The organism is Flavobacterium aeripolare (assembly GCF_013294025.1).
GTDB lineage: Bacteria > Bacteroidota > Bacteroidia > Flavobacteriales > Flavobacteriaceae > Flavobacterium.
In genome coordinates this window covers 94,720-114,779 of the sequence record NZ_JABSNL010000005.1, presented here as the reverse complement: position 1 = coordinate 114,779, position 20,060 = coordinate 94,720, and the positions used below count along the sequence as shown (strand labels likewise).

Below are 20,060 nucleotides of genomic sequence, written 5' to 3'. Positions count from 1 at the left end.
CTAACTTTAATTAGGTCAAATTCAAAAAAACAAAGCATGCAATTAAGCAACGAAGAAGAAGACTATAACTTATCATTATCTAAATTTGAGTCTATGTTGAAAACCAACAAAGTGCTCTTTTTTGACTCGGAAGAGTTTGAAGAAATCATTCTTCATTATTTAGATATGGGTAAGGCAGCATTAGCTAAAAAAGCACTAAAACTAGGTTTGGATCAACATCCAAAATCTGTTGGCTTAAAGCTAGTACAGGTCGAAATGTTAGTATTTGATGATAAGCTAGAAATTGCTGAGAAGCTCTTGAACGAACTCTATGCTATCGAGCCAAATAATGAAGAAATTTACATACAAAAAGCAAATATTTATTCGAAACGTGACCAACATGAAAAAGCAGTCGAGTTTCTAAAAATAGCACTTACTTATACTGAAGATTATGCTGATGTCTATAATTTAATAGGCATGGAATATCTCTTTATGGACAAATTAGAAGAAGCAAAAGAAAGCTTTATTAAATGTCTTGAAGAAGATTTAGAAGATCAATCTGCTTTGTATAATGTGGTGTACTGCTTTGAATTTTTAGATCAAAACTTAGATGCCATTGCTTACTTAACGAAGTACATCGATAAAAATCCTTATAGCGAAATTGCTTGGCACCAAATGGGGCGTTTGTATTATGATCTAAAAGATTATGAAAATGCGATACGTGCATTTGATTATGCGACTCTAATTGATGACGAATTTCTAGGTGCTTTTATGGAAAAAGCAAAAGCCTACGAAAGAATGAAACAGTATGAAGAAGCCATCGAAAGCTATAATCGCACAATTGCGCTTGATGACGCAACATCTTATGCCTTATTACGCATAGGTAAATGTCACGAACGTTTAGGGAATACAGCTCAGGCCATCAAGTATTATAATGAAACAGTACACGAAGATCCATTACTTGACAAAGGTTGGATTGCAATAACTGATTTTTACATTCGTCAAAAAAACTTTCAAAAAGCGCTCTTTTTTGTCAACAAAGCATTAGCTATAGACAATCAAAACCGACTTTACTGGAAGCGATATGCAAAAATTAATAAAGAAATGAATTTCTTTGAAGAAGCTGAATTTGGTTTCAGAAAAGCAGTAGAATTTGGAGATACAGAATTAGACACTTGGTTATTCTGGGTGAATATTTTACAGTTTTTAGGAGAATTTGATACCGCTATCCAAACCTTGTTGCAGGCTTCTGAATATTTTCCTGAAGAAAACGAAATCGAATACCGTTTAGCAGGATTGTATTTTATGGCGCAAGAGGAAACGAAGGCGAAGTTTCATTTGAGCAACGGTCTACGATTAAATTTTGACAATTACATCTTACTTGAGGACTTGTTTCCAGTAGTGTGGACAAATAAAGCAGTACGCAATTACATTGAAAAATATAAAAAAGACTAATGGCAAATAGTAATAAGAAAAGATTTGGTTTGCTTGGTAAAAACATCAGTTATTCCTTTTCGAAAGGTTATTTTACAGAAAAATTTGAGGCAGCTGCATTAAATAATTGTACGTATGAAAATTTTGATCTTCAAACTATTAGCGAGTTCGAAACACTAATTAAAGATAATCATGAAGAACTGGCTGGAATCAATGTAACAATTCCTTATAAAGAAGCAGTTATTCCATTTCTAGATAAGCTATCTAAAAAAGCAAAGTTAATAGGCGCTGTGAATACCATTAAATTTACTCGAAGCGGTAAACTAAAAGGGTATAATACAGACTATTATGGCTTTAAAAAGGCTATTAAACCATTACTAGCTGATCATCATAAAAAAGCATTGATCTTAGGTACTGGAGGCGCATCAAAAGGAGTTTGCTTTGCTCTGGACGAGCTAGGAATTACCTATACGTTTGTGTCAAGAATAAAAAACGAAAATACCATATCGTACGAAGATTTAGATCAAGAGGTATTTACAACGCATACTATTGTAATTAATGCAACTCCAGTAGGTACGAGTCCTGATATACTCGCTTACCCCGCTATCCCGTTTGAATTTTTCACCACTCAGCATATTGCATTTGATTTGATCTATAATCCCGCAATAACACAATTTTTAAGTAAGGCTTCCGCCAAAGGAGCGCAAACAAAAAACGGTTACGATATGCTTGTCTATCAGGCTGAAAAGGCTTGGAAAATATGGAGTGAATAGTTTATTTATCATATCTCTAAAATTACAAAGCACTCTATTTATAGAAAATGCCCCAAATAGTTAAACTCTATTTGGGGCATTTTTCATGAAAAGACTACTAAAGTATGAGATAACTTTGAAACAAAATATAAACTAGTGACATTTTGAGATATACTTTGTAATGAAAAACGATCTAGCCATCTAGAACTACTTTAATATAATTTCGCATATTCTAAAATATCTTACTGGGAAACGTCGAAGTAAGTAAATATCTTAAGTAACGTTATTCTCATATGCTGGCAATTGTAGCTATCGTTGATTACTAGTCAACATTAACTATAAACTGACCATTGTAATCGCTTTTATTATAGCTTGCTTCTTTTTTTATAAAAAGTATCTTCAAACCACTTTTGTGGATTAGCATCTATATAATTGGAAATTCTATCGTACGCGTTATCACTTCGTATAACGTGATCATGGAAAGAACGTTACCATGAAAAAGTTTCTAGTCCAGATTGGTGTATCAATTTTGAAGAGGTCGTTTTTAGCGCTCCCATAAGGCTTGATAATGACTTGATTTTTACATCTAGGTGGGTTTGTCTGGAATTTAATAACTCTTGATCCATAGCCACATACTTTACAACAATATTTTGAAAGGCATCATCTTGAATTGAATCATTTTGAATTGAATCATTTTGAATTGAATCATTTTGAATTGGATTATTTTGGGGAATTGGATTAATTTGGGGAATTGGATTATTTTGCACGATTGGATTATTTTGGGAATTTGGATTATTTTGGGGGATTGGATTATTTTGCACGATTGGAATATTTTGGGAATTTGGATTATTATGCAGGTTTGAATTATTTTGGGGGATTGGATTATTTTGAGGAATTGGATTATTTTGGGGGATTGGATTATTTTGGGGAATTGGATTATTTTGCAGGATTGGAATATTTTGGGGGATTGGATTATTTTGGGGGATTGGATTATTTTGGGGAATTGGATTGCGTACGGACAGGTCGCGACCTGTCCCTATTGATAATCTTGATCGATTAATTTCTACGATTATATGAACATGATTGGGCATAACCACATAATTATGAATCAAAACATATTGATACTGCTCTTCTAACCACATTATTCTATCGCCCACAATCTTGCCAAAATCATTCAAATCTACTTTATGCGTTTTTGCAGATACATCATTTTTTGCATTTTCTATGCCTTCCGCTATTTCTTCGACCCAACCAAAACAGCATCTTCGATCTTGAACACATATGGTAACAAAATATAAATTATCTCTAGAATAATCATAGTTTAATTTTCGATTCCTTTTTCTATTTTTCATGGTTTTAAAAGCTTATTAAAGGCAATAATCTTGGTATAGATAAAATTATTGTCAATCAATATACCACTTAATGACCTAATAACTATTTGATTACCAACTAAAATTTAAAAAATAAATCAACTTATCCAGTAATAAAAGAATTATAAAAATTGATTTTCTTCTCACTAAGATCGTATTATTTTGCTTTTGAATAAAGAACTTTAAAAGAGTAGTTATTTCACAGCTACCATATAGGCCCCTAAGACTTAGCATATACCTGCAAGTAATCGTATATATAAATTTTCAGGTAAATCGTATCCCATAGCCCTGATAGAAGCGGCATCCTTTTATGGTTTTGTTTAAAACAATAAAAGATACAGCGTATAGCAGGAAACAGCTCCAAAAATTTGTATCCTACACTTAAAACCACTCTTAATTAGCGTTTTATTTTGTTATTAAATACTGCTTTACTATCTTTCCAATTCAATTTATTAACAACCGTAAACATTGAACCAATGTTAGAAGAAAAGAATGATAACCTGCAAGATGCAGATGGAAAATTAGCTACTGAGTCTACTGAAACTGTTACTGTAGTATCTGATCATAAAGATGAAACTACTCATGAGCAGCCTGTAAATGATCAACAAAAAGCGATGAATGCCATTGAGGATTCAAACGCTGAGGAAAGTGAGGATGAGACTTTGAAAGATCGCCACGACATCCCTATGCAAGATTATGACACGCTATCAATGGAAGAGCTTGTAGCATCTTTAAAAATTATTACTGCTGTAGAGAAAGTGATGTCTGTAAAGGATCACGTAGATGAGATAAAAAAATCATTTTTAGTAAAATACAATGACTTTATCGAAGAGAAAAAAGAAGCTTTTCATGCAGAGCAACCAGATAGCACAGAGGATTTTCAATATCATTTACCGTTAAAAACACAGTTTGACGAATATTATAACCTATATAAGGACAGGAAAAATGCTCATTTTAAAAGTCTGCAAACTAATTTAAAATCTAATTTAGAGGTACGATTAGCTATTGTGGAAGAAATGCGAGAGTTAATAAATCCGCAGGAAGATATTAAAGATACTCTTAAACATTTCAACGAATTAAGAGAGCGATGGAAGAACGCAGGATCTATACCTAAAGATAAATACAACCACGTCTGGAATAATTACCACTTTCATGTAGAGAATTTCTACGACTATTTACACTTAGATAGAGAAGCGAGAGATCTAGATTTTAAACATAACTTAGAGCAAAAGCAAAAAATAATTTTACGCGTTGATGAGTTGTTACAAGAGGATGATATTCAAAAAGCCTTTAGAGAATTACAGGACCTGCACCGTATGTGGAAGGAAGACATAGGACCTGTAGGGAAAGAACATCGTGAGGAAATATGGAACCTTTTTAGTGAATTGACTAAGAGGATGCACGATAAAAGAGAGCTATTGTTTGAAAAACAACATGCTATTGAATTAGAAAATCTTGAGCGTAAAAAACAAATTATTGCTGATATAGAAGCATTAGCTACTGTAAAAGTGAATTCACACTCTCAGTGGGTGGTTCAAATAGGAAAAGTAGAAGCTTTAAGAACCGCTTTTTTTAATGCTGGAAAAGTACCAGCAGAATTGAATGAAAAAACCTGGAGCTCTTTTAAAAATGCGGTTAGAGATTTCAATTCTTTCAAAAACTCGTTTTACAAAGAGATTAAAAAAGACCAAAACGATAATCTTAATAAAAAGAACGCTTTAGTTGCTCAAGCGCAAGCGTTACAAGATAGTGATGATTTTGAGACTACTACAAATACGATGAAACGCATACAAGATGAGTGGAAACAAATAGGTCATGTACCTAGAAAATCATCTGATAAGGTATGGGGAGAATTTAAAACCGCTTGCAACCATTATTTTGATCGTTTAAAAGAGCTTAAAAATGAGAGTAATGCACAAGAAATGGCTGCCTTTGAGGCAAAGAAAGACTATCTAGAATCTTTGAGAGATTTTGAATTAATAGGATCGCACAAAGAAGACTTAGATGCCATTAAACTTCACATCGCTAACTGGAAGGAATTAGGGCGTGTACCTCATGCTAGAAGACATATTGAAGGTAAATTTAATAAGATACTTGATGCTCTTTTTGACAAGTTAAGCTTAAGTAAAAAAGATACTGATATGATGCGTTTCTCGACTAGGATTGACCAACTAGCGGAAAACAACGATACTCGAAAACTTGAGAATGAGAAAATCTTCATTATGCGCAAAATCGATGAAGTGCAAAATGAGATATTTCAGTTAGAAAACAACATTCAGTTTTTCACCAACACTAAAAATGCTAAGAAAGAAAATTCAATTGTATTAGAGGTTCGTAAAAACATCGCTATCCACAAAGAAAGTTTGGACGTTTGGAAAGAAAAACTAACCCAATTAAGAACTTTAAACCAAGAATAATAAACAAATACCCTATTTATATAACCTCAAACTACTTTAGTTTGAGGTTTTTTTTATGCTTAAAATCCCGACTATTTAGGCTCATGTAAATTAGGCTCACTAGCAACAAAATTATAAATTTGCAGTATGAATTGGGTTAAGAGAACGCTCGCTTTTATAGGACTTATGTATGTTTTACTTGTTGCTTTTTCAGCGACAGCAAATGCAATGCCCTTTAAAACCAAAAAGCAAAGCAGCCCAAAACTAGCTGTAGAGAAAATCCAGAATTCGGCTTTCATTCAACCGCAGCTGCAGTATAGTGCACATTTACAAGTAGAAAAAGATAGCAATCCCCTAATTAAATGGCAAGCTACATTCTTGACGCCTAGAACATCTGTTGTAGCAGCTTCTTACTGTAAATCATACTTAAACCAAGATATAAATAGATGCGAAAAAGTATCTATATTACTCTTTCCGTTCCATTTTTTCTGGTGATTTAAATTCATTTATACTTACACAATACTATTTTATACAGCTTAATCAATTGCATTGAGCTGGTCTTGTTCTATAAATTAATTTAAAATAAAAATGGATACATCCGTAACAATTATAGGTCTTGTAATTACATTACTACTTGCAACACCACTCTTTTTTGTCCTTCGTTCTAGTATGATCACTAATAAGAAGATTAAAACCATAAAGGCTACTCACAGTAAAAACAATACCTATAACTATGAGCTAACCGAAATACTCAATAATAAGGTTATGAGTATAGACCAAAGCAATAAGGCTTTTCTATTTATGGACTTTAATAACAACCAAGAGCACACTGCTTTTATAGACCTAACTGTTGTTAAAAGCTGTGATCTAGTACTTACTACAAAAAGCTCAAAGGAAACAATCGTGAAAATTGATCTAGAATTTCAGTACAAAGATGCTGTTAGCAAAGACGTCGTTACTATTTATACAATTGAAAACGATCAAATAAATCAAATTAGGTTATATGAGGAGCATCAACTAGCCATAAAATGGAAAGCACTTATAGACAAATGCATTTCTAACTAACATTTATAATAAATTCTAAGAGGCTTTTTATAAGCCTCTTTTTTTTGGTCTAATGCTAAATCTGTATTGGGATGATATTTATCATTTTAAATAATAAGGGTTAACCCTATTTTTGAAGTCAAGATAAAATTACTAGATATGCAAAACACCTTGATTCAAAAATATAATGTTCCGGGACCACGATATACCAGCTACCCTACTGTACCGTACTGGAATGAAACCGAATTTGAATATCAAAATTGGATCGATACCTTAAAAAAATCTTTTATAGAAAGTAATAGTTCTGATGGCATTAGCTTATATATTCATCTTCCCTTCTGTGAGAGTATGTGCACTTTTTGCGGGTGTAATAAGCGCATTACTAAGAATCATGATGTTGAAAACCCTTACATAGAAGCTGTTTTAAAGGAATGGTCACTTTACTGCAAGATGCTGCCTGAAAAACCAATGATTAAAGAAATTCATCTGGGAGGAGGAACGCCAACGTTTTTTTCGAATAAAAATTTGGAAGATTTAATAAACGGAATTTTCTCCTATGCTACAATTGCACCTAATCACGAATTCAGTTTTGAAGGTCATCCTAACAATACCACATACAAACATCTAGAAAAATTGTACCAATTGGGTTTTAGAAGAGTCAGTTTTGGTGTTCAGGATTACTCTCCAATAGTGCAAAAAGCAATTCATCGTGAACAACCCTTTCACAACGTAGCAAAAGTAAGTTTTTGGGCAAAAGAGATTGGGTACACTTCAATAAGTCACGACCTTATTTTTGGACTTCCTTTTCAGACTACTAAAGATATAATTGATACTATCGAAAAAACAAAGTCGTTACAGCCAGATCGCTTGGCATTTTACAGCTATGCACACGTACCATGGATCAAAGGAAATGGACAGCGTGGTTTTAAAGATGAGGATATTCCAAAGGATAGAGAAAAAAGAGAATTATACCAAATAGGAAAAGAACTTTTGCTACAAAGTGGTTATCACGAAATAGGAATGGATCATTTTGCTCTCGAAACTGATAGTATGTATGACGCCTCCAAAAAAGGTTCTCTACATCGTAATTTCATGGGATATAGTGCGTCAAAAACAAAATTGATGATTGGCTTGGGTGTTTCCTCAATAAGTGATAGTTGGTATAGTTTTGCTCAGAATGAGAAGAGTATAGAAGATTATTACCAATTATTAGAATGGGATAAATTGCCTATTTATAGAGGTCATTTATTAACTGATGAAGATTTAATTATTCGAAAACACATCTTAAACTTAATGTGTCAGTTTGAAACTTCATGGAAAAATGCTACCGAATATTTTCAAGAAATCCCAGATATATTGATTCAGTTGCAAGAAATGGAAAAAGACGGCTTAGTAATCCTTTGTAAAGATGGCATACAAGTAACAGAAAATGGCAAACCATATGTTCGTAATATCTGTATGGCTTTTGATGTACTTTTAAAAAGAAAAGCACCTGAAACAGCCTTGTTTTCTATGACAATATAAAAGAAAATTACTTTATAGCAAACCGCAAATTCGCAAATTATTTAGTACTTATAGTGCTTTTAAATTTGTGAATTTGCGATTTTTTCAATGTAGAATAACATTATACTCTTGAATTACTCTTTTGTCAACATAGCGTACAGCTCATCTTTCAAGAACAATAATTTTGCTTTTAATTCGTGCGCATGCCCGTCAGTAACAACCTCAGTGTCTGTATTTACACGGTGCACCTCATGCTCCATTTCATTGTACTCATCAAATAATTTTTTAAAGTGAGCATCAGTGGTTTTTAATTCGTGAATTTTTTCCTGGTATTCAGGAAACTCGTGTAATAAATCGTGTCTTTCCATTTTAATGTATTTATGAGTTAGAAATAAAATTTTACCTATTATTTAATGACAATTGGGAGTAGCTTGAATAAACAAACTCGTATTAGCTGGGGAAACATAGGGAATCCCTAAACCTAGACCTCTTAAAATAAACAAACACCCTATAAATACAGCAACGTACGGAATTACTTTTTGAATTTTGTTTCGAATGCGTAATGTTATAAACGAATTTGCATATACCACGGCACTCATCAGAGGCACTGTTCCTAATCCAAACAAGATCATATACAGCACCCCTAAACTAGCGCTTTGCATTGCTATAGCACCAAATAAGGCTACATAAACCATTCCGCAGGGTAGAAAACCGTTGAGCAAACCAATGGTAAATAGTGATTTATAGCTTTTGTTTTTAAACTGACTGCCGAGATGTTGTTTGATTTTTGATATTAATCGAAAAACAGGTTTCGAGAAATTATATTTTGCAAATGATCTTTCCGGAATTATGACGATTAAAATCATTGCCACACCAATGAAGATGGACATCTTTTGTTGCAAACCAGCCATAAAAAACCCCTTACCTACTAAACCAAAAACCAATCCTATAGTACCATAAGCTGCCAACCTGCCCAAATGGTACGTCATGATTTGAATCGTTTTTTTGGTTTTGTTATTTCGGTCTACAGGAAGCATCATAGCAATAGGACCACACATACCAATGCAGTGCAAACTACTAATCAATCCAAATATAAAAGCGGTGTATAACATGTTATTTATTGTGAATTCTACATTTCTCGTTAAGAAACACTATTTCACTCTGAAACTAAAAAACTCTGCAGCTCAGAGACTCAGAAACTTTGAAACTTAAACAATCTAATCAATATAAATAGTCTCCTTGGTTAAGTATGCTTTCCCTTCATAATGCCATTCCATATTAATATCCCATCGACCGCCTAACAATTTTGATTTAGGTATGAGCAAAGTTGGCTTAGACAGAGAAATAGGAATTTCAAAATCTAAATTTTTCATAGACGGTCTATATAGGGATACTTTTCCTTTAATCTTTTCAGGTGCAAAAACAGTTGGGAATTCAATAGTAACCCCATCCTCTGTTTTAGTAATTACTGGTTTTTGAGCTAAATCATGTGCATTTTGCACGCGAACCATTTCATCACCAAATTTAGCATCATGTTTGTAATATTCTTCAACAACTAATTCGTTGTCATATTTAGAATTCATCTGCACTTTGATCACAAAATACAATATGAATGCCATAAACAACCCCATAGCTATGACAATTCCTACTCCCCAATTAATCTTAAAACCTTTTTTTTCTGAAGAAACCCCAGCAGATTTATTTGTATTGTCTTCCATTTTATTTGGATATTATTTTTGAAATTAGGAAAGCCTTTTATAACTAATCAAAACTACGCGGACTTAAAAAGCTCGTTGTACTTGTTTCAATTTTTTTGTTGCCATCATAAACCTCAATTTTCAATTTTGTCTTGTCGCTTTCTAACAAATTTTGGTTGATTTCTATAAACATCGTACCACTACTCATCCCTTGTTTTACCACTTTTAAATGTTGGTTACCCACAAGTTTAAGCGTTCCTTTTATTCCAACTAATTCAAAATGAATGTCTTTAAAGTCATTATTAGTCTTATTGATCACTTTGTAGGTGTAAATATTACTAATATTATCTCCCTTATGTTCAAATAACTGCCCAGGTAATCTTAAAATAACCGCTTCAACTTCAGTACGTAAAAACAATAATCCTGTCAAAATACCCACTAATATTAATAAAATAGCGGAGTATCCTTTCATTCTAGCAGTGAATTTGAAAGGCTCTTTTTTCTCAATTTCGTCTTCAGAGGCATATCGAATCAATCCTTTTGGTAAGCCTACACTTTCCATAATCACATCACATTCATCAATGCAAGCGGTACAGTTTACACATTCAAGTTGCGTACCATTACGAATATCAATTCCTGTAGGACAAACATTTACACATTGTTTGCAATCGATGCAATCTCCTTTTCCAGTACTTGCTCTATCCTCTTGTTTATTGAATTTAGCTCTTCCTTCCTCTTTTTCACCACGTACAAAATCGTAAGCAACATTAATTGATTTATTGTCCAGCAACACCCCTTGTAAACGACCATAAGGACAAGCTATAATACAAACTTGTTCTCTAAACCATACAAATATAAAATAGAAAACTCCAGTAAATATAGATAACGCTATTAAGGTACTTGTATGCGTTTCGGGGCCATCTTCAATCATTTGGATCAGCGCATCACTACCTATTAAATAGGCTAAAAACACATTGGCAATAGCAAAAGATATTAATAAAAAGAGAAACCATTTGAACCCTTTCTTTTTTATCTTGTCTTCATTCCATTCTTGTTTTGACAACCTAATTTGCGCACCACGATCACCTTCTATCCAATATTCTATCCTTCTAAAAACTAATTCTAGAAAAATAGTTTGCGGACAAATCCACCCACAAAATATACGTCCAAAAATTACTGTAAACAAAATCACAAATACCACACCTACAATCATAAATAGTACAAAAATGTAGAAATCCTGTGGCCAAAAAGGAAAACCAAAAATATTAAAACGACGTTCTAATATATTAAACATCATAAATTGGTTGCCATTTACCTTTATAAACGGATTAGCAACTAAGATGATTAGTAAGAAATAACTAACCCACTTGCGGTAATCATAAAACTTCCCTGAAGGTTTTTTAGGAAAAATAAATTTTCTTTTACCTTCTTCGTCTATAGTTCCAATGGTATCTCTAAACGCTTCGTTTGGTAATTTTGACATTTGATATGGTATTTTAATTCTATCTTTTGATTCCCTTTACAGCAATTTCAAAAGCTAGTAAATCAGTGCTATTATTTTGCTGCAGGAGCTACTGCTGCTTCGTCTACCCATACTTCACCATCTGGTGCTTTTGGGTCTACAGGATTACTTCCTTTAAGAGAGATAACATAACTTGCTACCTTTTGCATTTCTTTAGGCTTTAAAGTTCCTTTCCAAGAAATCATTCCTTTACCATCACGACCTCCATTAACAAGAGTGTGAAAAATATTTTTAATTCCGCCACCTAAAATCCAATGATCATCAGTTAAATTTGGACCAATTTGACCACCCGCATCAGCTCTATGACAAGCAGCGCAATTAGTGGTAAATATTGTTTTTCCTTCTGCTAAATCAGCTGGTTCAGTAAGTAATGTAACTGTTTTTTCATCCATTAAATCTGGAGCAGTCTTCATATATTCAGCTACATCAATTTTGGCTTGAGCCAATTCTTTCTTCAGTTCCATTTCTTGGTTGTCTCCACCCATCATCTCAAAATGAACAAAATACACGACCCCAAAAACGATACTAGCATAAAACAAATATACCCACCATGGCGGTAAATTATTATCTAATTCCTTGATACCATCATAATCATGATCTAATAAAATATCAAGTTCGTTTTCAATAGGTTCCGTTTTAGTTAATTTTTGCATTAAATTTTTGAACCATTCGCTTTCTTTGTAACTAACTGTACTTGCTACTGCTAATTGCTCTTTCTGTTCCTCAGTAAGCATTTGATACGTAATATTATCAATCGCTTTCATTGTTATTTCGATCGCTATTAAAAGAAACAGGAATACAAATAAGAATAAAGAAACCATAGGGTACCTTATAAATGCGGGCTGCGAACCTGAATCTATGAAGTATTCCATTGCGCCAAACACGAAAAAGAAAATTACGGGTACTCTTACGTATGCTGGGATTAATTTTTTCATTTTAATTATTTTGAAATTATACTTTTATTTATCGTTCAATGGCATTTGACTCAACTCATCAATCTTTTCTTTTTTATAAGAGAAAACCCAAATTCCTAATCCTACAAAAAAGATAAAGAAAATCAATAATGACAGAATGGGATAAATCGCAACACCTGCGATGGTTTCCATGTTGTGTTTTATTTGTTCGAACATATTTATATTTTTTTAGTTTCTAAAGTACAAAGTTTCAAAGTTTTTAGATTCGAAAATCTGTAATCCTTGACTTTGAAACTCTGCCTCTCAATTACTTTTTATCTTTTACTTTGATATCAGTACCTAACCTTTGAATGTATGCTATTAAAGCAACAATTTCTCTTTGGTGCATTGGTACAAATTCTTCTCCTTTTGCAGCTGCTTTTTTCTTGCTGTTTTCATAACTTTTTACAAAGTCAGGATCAGCATGCAAATTATCTTCAATTTTTTGAGACTGCATTTTTATAGCATTTTGAGCATTTGCTACTTCAGCGTCACTGTAAGGAACTCCAAGTGTTTGCATCACTTTCATTTTTCCTTCAATATCTGAAATATCTAACGGTTTATTATCAAATAACCATTTGTAACCTGGCATAATAGATCCCGGTGAAGTACTTTGTGGACTCCACATGTGGTTAAAGTGCCAGTTGTCATTGTACTTACCACCTACTCTAAGTAAATCTGGTCCTGTACGTTTTGATCCCCATAAAAACGGGTGGTCGTAAACAAATTCTCCTGCTTTAGATTGTGGCCCATAACGTTCCACTTCTGAACGGAATGGTCGTACTGATTGCGAGTGACATCCTACGCAACCTTCTCTAATATATAAATCACGACCTTCTAATTCTAAAGGAGTGTATGGTTTTACACTTGCAATTGTAGGGATATTAGATTTCACCATAATTGTAGGTACAATTTGGATCACACCACCAATTAAAATAGCGATTGTAGCTAAAATTGTTAATTGGATTGGTTTTCTTTCTAACCAAGGGTGGAATTTTTCACCTTTAATACGACTGCTGCTAATTTTTTGTAATTCAGGCGCTTCTGCTAATTCATCTTCAATTGTTTCATTAGCCATGATCGTTTTAGTGATGTTATAAACTAAAACAAGCATTCCAATAAGATATAAAGTACCGCCTATTGCACGCATCCAATACATTGGCATGATTTGCGTTACAGTTTCAAGAAAGTTACCGTAAGTTAAGGTTCCGTCAGGGTTAAATTGTTTCCACATAGAAGCTTGCAAGAAACCTGCAACGTACATTGGTAATGTATATAATATGATTCCAAGTGTTCCTATCCAGAAATGGAAGTTGGCTAATTTAGTAGAAAACAAAGGTCCTTTAGTCATTCTTGGAACCAACCAATAAATCATACCAAAAGCCATGAATCCGTTCCAAGCTAAAGCTCCTACGTGAACGTGAGCAATAATCCAATCTGTAAAATGCGCAATAGCATTTACGTTTTTAAGTGATAACATGGGTCCTTCAAACGTAGCCATACCGTAACCTGTAATCGCTACCACAAAGAATTTAAGTACTGGTTCCACACGTACCTTATCCCAAGCACCACGTAGAGTCAATAATCCATTAATCATACCTCCCCAAGATGGAGCAAGTAGCATGATTGAGAAAGCAACTCCTAAGTTTTGAGCCCAGTTAGGCAAAGCAGAATATAATAAGTGGTGCGGTCCAGCCCAGATGTAAATAAAGATCAAAGACCAAAAATGCACGATAGACAATCTATATGAGTACACTGGACGATTTGCTGCTTTAGGCACAAAGTAGTACATCAACCCTAAGAAAGGCGTAGTTAAGAAAAATGCAACCGCATTATGACCATACCACCATTGCACTAATGCATCTTGAACTCCTGCATAAACAGAATAACTTTTCATTGAAAACAATGAAACAGGAATTTCTAAACTATTAAAAATATGTAAAACAGCAACGGTAACAAATGTTGCTAAATAAAACCAGATTGCTACATATAAATGGCGCTCCCTTCTTTTTATCATAGTTCCTATCATGTTGATACCCATCACTACCCATATAAAGGTAATTGCAATATCTATAGGCCATTCTAATTCTGCATACTCCTTAGATGTAGAGTATCCTAAAGGCAAGGTAATTGCAGCGGCAACGATAATTAATTGCCATCCCCAAAAGTGAAGCTTACTTAAAAAATCACTGTACATTCTTGCTTTTAGCAATCGTTGCATAGAATAATACATTCCAGCAAAAAAAGCATTTCCTACAAAAGCAAAAATAACTGCATTAGTATGTAAAGGTCTTAATCTCCCGTAACTCAACCATGAAATTCCATCAGTTAGGTTAGGAAAAAGAAACATTGTAGCTAATGTAAGCCCTACAAGCATTCCCACTACACCAAAAAGAATGGTAGCGTAAATGAAATTCTTTACAATTTTGTTGTCATAATAAAACTGCTGCATTTCCATAATTAAATTTGTTTTTCTTTTATTGTTTGTATTTCTTTTTTTGGTGTTTTCTTGATTTCATCATCGAATAGCATTCGTACTGAAGGCGTATAATCATCGTCGTACTGACCACTTTTTACAGCAATTATAAACGCTACAAAAAAACCAATAGCAACACTTATGCTGATTCCGATTAATAAATAAATGACACTCATACCTTAAAATTATGTTAACAAAATTACTTTATTGGTTAATCATTAAATATGATATATATCATATTTACCTATTTTATGGTAAAATTATTAATGCTTTTTTCTTCTTAAATTTTTAGCATAATAATTACTCATTATAGTTACAAAACTCACAATGGTTATGGTGCTCAAAGGCATGATAATAGCGGCTATCAAAGGTTTTAAATTTGCTGTGACCGCAAATGTTAATCCTACAACATTGTATAATAATGATAAGGCAAAACTCATTTTAATAGTCAACATTGCTTTCTTAGACAACTTCAAGAAATAATCTAATTTTTCGAATTGTTTAGCTTCTAAAATAGCATCACAAGCCGGTGAAAAAACGTTCACATTCTCAGAGATTGAAATCCCTACATTACTTTGTGCCAATGCACCCGCATCATTCAAACCATCACCCACCATCATCACATTTTTACCCTCGTCTTGTAGTTTTTTAATAAATTCCAGCTTTTGTTCTGGTTTTTGATTAAAAATAAGTGCAGTTCCTTTGGGTAATAATGCCTCTAGAATTTCTCGTTCTCCTTCATTATCTCCTGATAATACTTTGATTTGGTAATCGCCTTTAAGGTTTTTAAATAATAATTCTAAACCTTCTCTGTATTGATTATTGAAAATATACTTTCCTAGATAAATACCGTCAATTTTTACATGAACAGCTGTTTGTAGATTATTACTTTCAACTTTATTTTGTACGAAAATCCCAGAACCTATTTGCACCTCAACTCCATCAACTGTCGCCATGATTCCTTGCCCAGTGATCTCTTCAAAGTGGCTGGTTTTAATTTTTTTACTGTCTGGCAAATAATCATACAACATTCGGCTCAATGGATGATTACTCGCTCGAAGTACATTTTTTAATTGTATTGTATTTTGGTTCGAAAGCGCCGCTCCTTCGTACACTATATTTGATTTCTTATTGGTTGTTATCGTTCCTGTTTTATCAAAAACAATCGTATCTACTGCCGCTAATTGCTCAATTACCAACGCATTTTTAAGGTAAAACTGCTGCTTACCTACTATTCTAAGTACATTTCCCATAGTGAACGGGGCAGTCAGCGCCAGCGCACAAGGACAAGCAACAATAAGCACTGCCGTGAAAACATTAAAAGCGGTATTAGTATCAATAAAAATCCAATAACCAAAAGCTAAAAATGCAATTGATAATAATGCAGGAGTAAAATACCTGCTAATGGTATCGGTTATGGTTTTGTGTTTGCGTTCTACATTTTTTTGAAAAACATCGTTGCTCCACAATTGCGTTAAGTAGCTTTGTGAAACCGAATGTAAGACTTCCATTTCAATGACTTTGCCCATTTGTTTTCCTCCAGCAAATACTTTATCGCCAGAGTTTTTAGTTATAGGGTCTGCTTCTCCAGTGACAAAACTATAGTCAATGGCGGTTTTATCACTAATTAGTATTCCGTCAACGGGAATTAGTTCTTGATTTCTAATTAATAATCGGTCACCTTTTTGAATATCATAAATAGGCACACTCTCTTCTGAAGTATCGCTATTGATTCTGGTAATTGCTATAGGGAAATAGGATTTAAAATCTCTTTCGAAACTTAAAAAACTATAGGTTTTGATTTGGAACATTTTACCAAGAAGCATGAAAAAGATCAAACCCGTCAAGCTATCAAAAAAGCCCGAACCGTAATCGAATAAAATATCGACTACACTTCTAACAAACATGACGATAATTCCCAAGGCTATAGGAATATCAATATTTAGCATTCTTGATTTGATGCTTTTGTAAGCCGAAACATAATAATCTGAAGCAGAATAGAAAAATGCAGGAAGTGATAATGCAAAGATTAATCCTCTAAAAAAAGGTTTGAAACTATCCAACCAAAACTCTTTTACCTCAAAATATTCCGGAAATGAAAGCAACATAATATTCCCAAAACAAAAGAAAGCGACTCCTAGTTTATAAGTTAAACTTCTATCGACATTGTTTTTTCCGGTCTCATAATTCTCCAAGCTGATGTAAGGTTCATAGCCAATAGCACTTAGTAAATACACTATTTGTTTAAGAGAAACCACCTCGGGATTGTACGTGATTCTAACTTTCTTTTCAGGAAAATTAACCTGTGAAGTACTTATTCCTTGTTGAAGACGTTGTAAATTTTCCAGAATCCAAATACACGAGCTACAATGTATGTGAGGAATACTAAGTGAAACCACAGCGGTTGCAGCTTCTTGAAAATCCAATAATTTTGCGACAATACTTTCATTTTCTAAAAAATCATATTTCCCATTTATATCTAATGGAGTTGCTCCAGGGGCATTTTCAAAATCATAATAGCATGTCATATCATTGACACTAAAAATCTCGTACACCGTCTTACAACCGTTACAACAAAACTTTTTTTCGTCAAAAATAATTTCTTCTGATTTTATAATATCTAACCCACAATGGAAACAGTTTTGTGTGTCCATAACTTTGCTCATTTTACCTGATGCAAAGCTCTTAAACATATGTTAACTTAAATATGATATATGTCATACTTATTGACTAATTTTGGATACAAACCAAAAAAACAAATTGTGATGAGTAAATGCGAACAATGTATCGTTAGAGAGTTTAGTTCACTCAAAGCACTAAAAAAAGACGAATTACTTAAAATTGCAGACTGCAAGACTTCGTTTACTATAAAAAAAGGCGACACTATTTTTAGTGAAGGCGAGCAGGTAAATGGAATCTTTTGTATAAAAGACGGTGTTTGTAAATTAAGTAAACTCAGTCAAAACGGGAAAGAGCAAATCATTAAATTAGTTACCAAAGGAGAGTTATTAGGCCAACGCTCCATGATTAGTGATGAAGCTGTAAATTTAAGTGCAGTAGCTCTTGAAGATATGGAGGTTTGTTATATCCCGAAAACAGATGTGATGGGATTTTTTGATACCAACAATGAGTTCTCTATGAATGTGATGAAGAACATATGTGGTGATCTAAAAGAATCCGAAACACATACCATTTCTATGGCTCAAAAAACTGTAAAAGAAAGATTAGCCGAAACCTTAGTTTATCTTGAAAGTACTTTTGGTAAAAACGAAGACGGTTCGCTACATATTCAACTAACTCGCGATGAGCTAGCAGGAATGATCGGTACTGCAACAGAGAGTTGCATTCGATTATTATCTGACTTTAAAAAATTAGGACTCATCGATTTATCTGGAAAGAAAATCACGATTTTAGAATTAAATAAACTTAAAAAACTAGCAGAATAAACGCCTTATTTTTTATTCATAAATAGATAATATACTGGAATCCCTAACACCACAATACCTAGACCTAAACCGGTATTGACAGTGTCATAAACTAATAATGTCAAGCATATTCCGGTAGTTACCACTATGTATAGCGCCGGCACAAGCGGATATCCAAAAGCACGGTACGGTCGCTCTGTATTGGGTTCTTTTTTTCTAAGTACAAACACCCCTACAATCGTTAGAATATAGAATAATAACGATGCAAAAGTAGCATAGGTTAATAGGTCCCCAAATTTTCCTGAAAGTGCTAAAATACACGCCCAAACACACTGTACCCAGAGTGCCTTAGCTGGGACTTGGTTTTTATTAAGTTCTGTTGCTTGCTTAAAAAATAAACCGTCTTTTGCCATAGCATAAAACAATCTTCCTCCCGAAAGAATGAGGCCGCTATTTGCTCCAAAAGTCGACACCATAATTAAAGCTGCCATTACAAAAACACTAATATTTCCCATAATCATTCCAGCAGCAGCTGCTCCCACTCTATCGTTACTGGCAAACATGATTCCGCTGTCAAAAGCTGTTGCAGCTCCTGGAGTACCTTGCATGGGTAACAACGCTAAATAAGCTACATTAGCTAGAACATAAATAATAGTAACGATTAATGTACCTAGAAATAAACTGCGTGGAATATTCTTTTTAGGTTCTTTAATCTCTCCAGCGATAAAAGTAACATTGTTCCAAGCATCACTTGAAAACAGCGAATTAATCATGGTTGCAGCTGCAGCTCCAAGTAATGCCGAACCTACAAGCTTTGTTACTGTAACTGTTCCATCTGGATTTAATACGGTGCGACTAGCGTCCCACATATTATCAAAATTATTAGCCAATACATCTGTTTTTAAACCAACATAAATTCCAAGAATGATCAACGCAAACAGAGCGATTAACTTAGCCGAAGTTAATATTAACTGCACAATCTTTCCGCTTTTCACACCTTGGGTATTGATGTACGTAAGCAGCACAATGCTCAGTATTGCTAAGAGCTTACTATTTGTAAAAGCAAAACTACCTACTTGAATTAAAGTATCGTCTAGCATAGGAAAAAAAATTGCTCCATAACTAGCAAAAGTAACCGCAATAGCCGCGATTACCCCTGTTTGAATCACTGAAAAAACCGTCCATCCATATAAGAAAGAAACGAGTCTACCGTAAGCGCGCTGAATGTATACAAATTGTCCACCAGCATTAGGCATCATTCCAGCTAGTTCACCGTAGCTTAGCGCTGCGGCTACAGTAATTAAACCTGTCACTAACCATATAACGAGCAACCAAGCAGCAGAACCAATGTCTCTTGCCATAGTTGAAGTTACAATAAATATTCCTGAACCTATCATTGAACCTGCCACTAAACTAGTAGCATCTATTAATCCTAAAGAGCGCTTTAACTCCGTTTTGTTATCTGACATATTTAAAGGTATATTGACTTAAATTTTTGCTTTTAACTTT

Annotated in this window: 18 protein-coding genes; 7 read left to right on the top strand and 11 right to left on the bottom strand. The window is 33.7% G+C overall.

What is annotated here, in order from left to right; all coding sequences use genetic code 11:
- Positions 1-36: 36 nt before the first annotated feature.
- Positions 37-1,434 carry a tetratricopeptide repeat protein gene (locus HNQ00_RS07690; protein ID WP_173837748.1) on the top strand — a complete coding sequence of 466 codons (1,398 nt, stop codon included), beginning with the start codon at positions 37-39 and terminating at the stop codon, positions 1,432-1,434.
- Complete coding sequence (locus HNQ00_RS07685; RefSeq protein WP_173837747.1) at positions 1,434-2,186, top strand: shikimate dehydrogenase family protein; 753 nt, start codon at positions 1,434-1,436, stop codon at positions 2,184-2,186. The genes HNQ00_RS07690 and HNQ00_RS07685 overlap by 1 nt, the downstream gene beginning before the upstream one ends.
- Positions 2,187-2,653: 467 nt before the next feature.
- On the opposite strand, the gene HNQ00_RS07680 is transcribed toward HNQ00_RS07685, so the two are convergent.
- Positions 2,654-3,517: a hypothetical protein gene (locus tag HNQ00_RS07680; protein ID WP_173837746.1), complete on the bottom strand. Its 864-nt coding sequence runs from the start codon at positions 3,515-3,517 to the stop codon at positions 2,654-2,656.
- Positions 3,518-4,011: 494 nt separating this feature from the next.
- On the opposite strand from HNQ00_RS07680, the gene HNQ00_RS07675 reads away from it, so the two are divergent.
- From HNQ00_RS07675 to hemN, 4 genes are all read left to right on the top strand, one after another.
- Positions 4,012-5,952, top strand: coding sequence for a DUF349 domain-containing protein (locus tag HNQ00_RS07675; protein ID WP_173837745.1), 1,941 nt, complete (start codon positions 4,012-4,014; stop codon positions 5,950-5,952).
- 126 nt (positions 5,953-6,078) lie between these two features.
- Complete coding sequence (locus HNQ00_RS07670; RefSeq protein WP_173837744.1) at positions 6,079-6,426, top strand: hypothetical protein; 348 nt, start codon at positions 6,079-6,081, stop codon at positions 6,424-6,426.
- 93 nt (positions 6,427-6,519) lie between these two features.
- Positions 6,520-6,996 (top strand): hypothetical protein, encoded by a 477-nt coding sequence (locus HNQ00_RS07665; protein WP_173837743.1) that lies wholly within the window; start codon positions 6,520-6,522, stop codon positions 6,994-6,996.
- Positions 6,997-7,134: 138 nt separating this feature from the next.
- A complete protein-coding gene (gene hemN / locus HNQ00_RS07660; protein ID WP_173837742.1) occupies positions 7,135-8,499 on the top strand; it encodes an oxygen-independent coproporphyrinogen III oxidase in 1,365 nt (454 codons plus the stop codon).
- Between the two features lie 113 nt (positions 8,500-8,612).
- Here hemN and HNQ00_RS07655 read toward each other — a convergent pair whose 3' ends face one another.
- From HNQ00_RS07655 to HNQ00_RS07615, 9 genes are all read right to left on the bottom strand, one after another.
- Positions 8,613-8,846 carry a YdcH family protein gene (locus HNQ00_RS07655; RefSeq protein WP_173837741.1) on the bottom strand — a complete coding sequence of 78 codons (234 nt, stop codon included), beginning with the start codon at positions 8,844-8,846 and terminating at the stop codon, positions 8,613-8,615.
- A gap of 42 nt (positions 8,847-8,888) precedes the next feature.
- Positions 8,889-9,590: a sulfite exporter TauE/SafE family protein gene (locus HNQ00_RS07650; protein ID WP_173837740.1), complete on the bottom strand. Its 702-nt coding sequence runs from the start codon at positions 9,588-9,590 to the stop codon at positions 8,889-8,891.
- Positions 9,591-9,695: 105 nt separating this feature from the next.
- Positions 9,696-10,196, bottom strand: coding sequence for a FixH family protein (locus HNQ00_RS07645; protein ID WP_173837739.1), 501 nt, complete (start codon positions 10,194-10,196; stop codon positions 9,696-9,698).
- Positions 10,197-10,239: 43 nt separating this feature from the next.
- The gene (gene ccoG, locus HNQ00_RS07640; protein ID WP_173837738.1) at positions 10,240-11,658 is read right to left on the bottom strand and encodes a cytochrome c oxidase accessory protein CcoG; all 1,419 of its coding nucleotides are present in this window, start codon (positions 11,656-11,658) and stop codon (positions 10,240-10,242) included.
- 71 nt (positions 11,659-11,729) lie between these two features.
- Positions 11,730-12,632, bottom strand: a complete 903-nt coding sequence (locus HNQ00_RS07635) for a cbb3-type cytochrome c oxidase N-terminal domain-containing protein (RefSeq protein WP_173837737.1) — start codon at positions 12,630-12,632, stop codon at positions 11,730-11,732.
- Positions 12,633-12,656: 24 nt separating this feature from the next.
- Positions 12,657-12,827 (bottom strand): cbb3-type cytochrome oxidase subunit 3, encoded by a 171-nt coding sequence (locus tag HNQ00_RS07630; RefSeq protein ID WP_173837736.1) that lies wholly within the window; start codon positions 12,825-12,827, stop codon positions 12,657-12,659.
- A gap of 91 nt (positions 12,828-12,918) precedes the next feature.
- Entirely contained in the window at positions 12,919-15,108 is a 2,190-nt protein-coding gene (gene ccoN / locus HNQ00_RS07625) for a cytochrome-c oxidase, cbb3-type subunit I (protein WP_173837735.1), read from the bottom strand.
- A gap of 2 nt (positions 15,109-15,110) precedes the next feature.
- Positions 15,111-15,302 carry a cbb3-type cytochrome oxidase assembly protein CcoS gene (ccoS, locus tag HNQ00_RS07620; RefSeq protein ID WP_173837734.1) on the bottom strand — a complete coding sequence of 64 codons (192 nt, stop codon included), beginning with the start codon at positions 15,300-15,302 and terminating at the stop codon, positions 15,111-15,113.
- An 87-nt stretch (positions 15,303-15,389) separates the two neighbouring features.
- Positions 15,390-17,780, bottom strand: coding sequence for a heavy metal translocating P-type ATPase (locus HNQ00_RS07615; RefSeq protein WP_173837733.1), 2,391 nt, complete (start codon positions 17,778-17,780; stop codon positions 15,390-15,392).
- Between the two features lie 111 nt (positions 17,781-17,891).
- Here HNQ00_RS07615 and HNQ00_RS07610 point away from each other — a divergent pair, with 111 nt between their 5' ends.
- Entirely contained in the window at positions 17,892-18,572 is a 681-nt protein-coding gene (locus tag HNQ00_RS07610; protein ID WP_173837849.1) for a Crp/Fnr family transcriptional regulator, read from the top strand.
- Positions 18,573-18,577: 5 nt separating this feature from the next.
- On the opposite strand, the gene HNQ00_RS07605 is transcribed toward HNQ00_RS07610, so the two are convergent.
- Positions 18,578-20,020, bottom strand: coding sequence for an APC family permease (locus HNQ00_RS07605; protein ID WP_173837732.1), 1,443 nt, complete (start codon positions 20,018-20,020; stop codon positions 18,578-18,580).
- Positions 20,021-20,060: the final 40 nt, after the last annotated feature.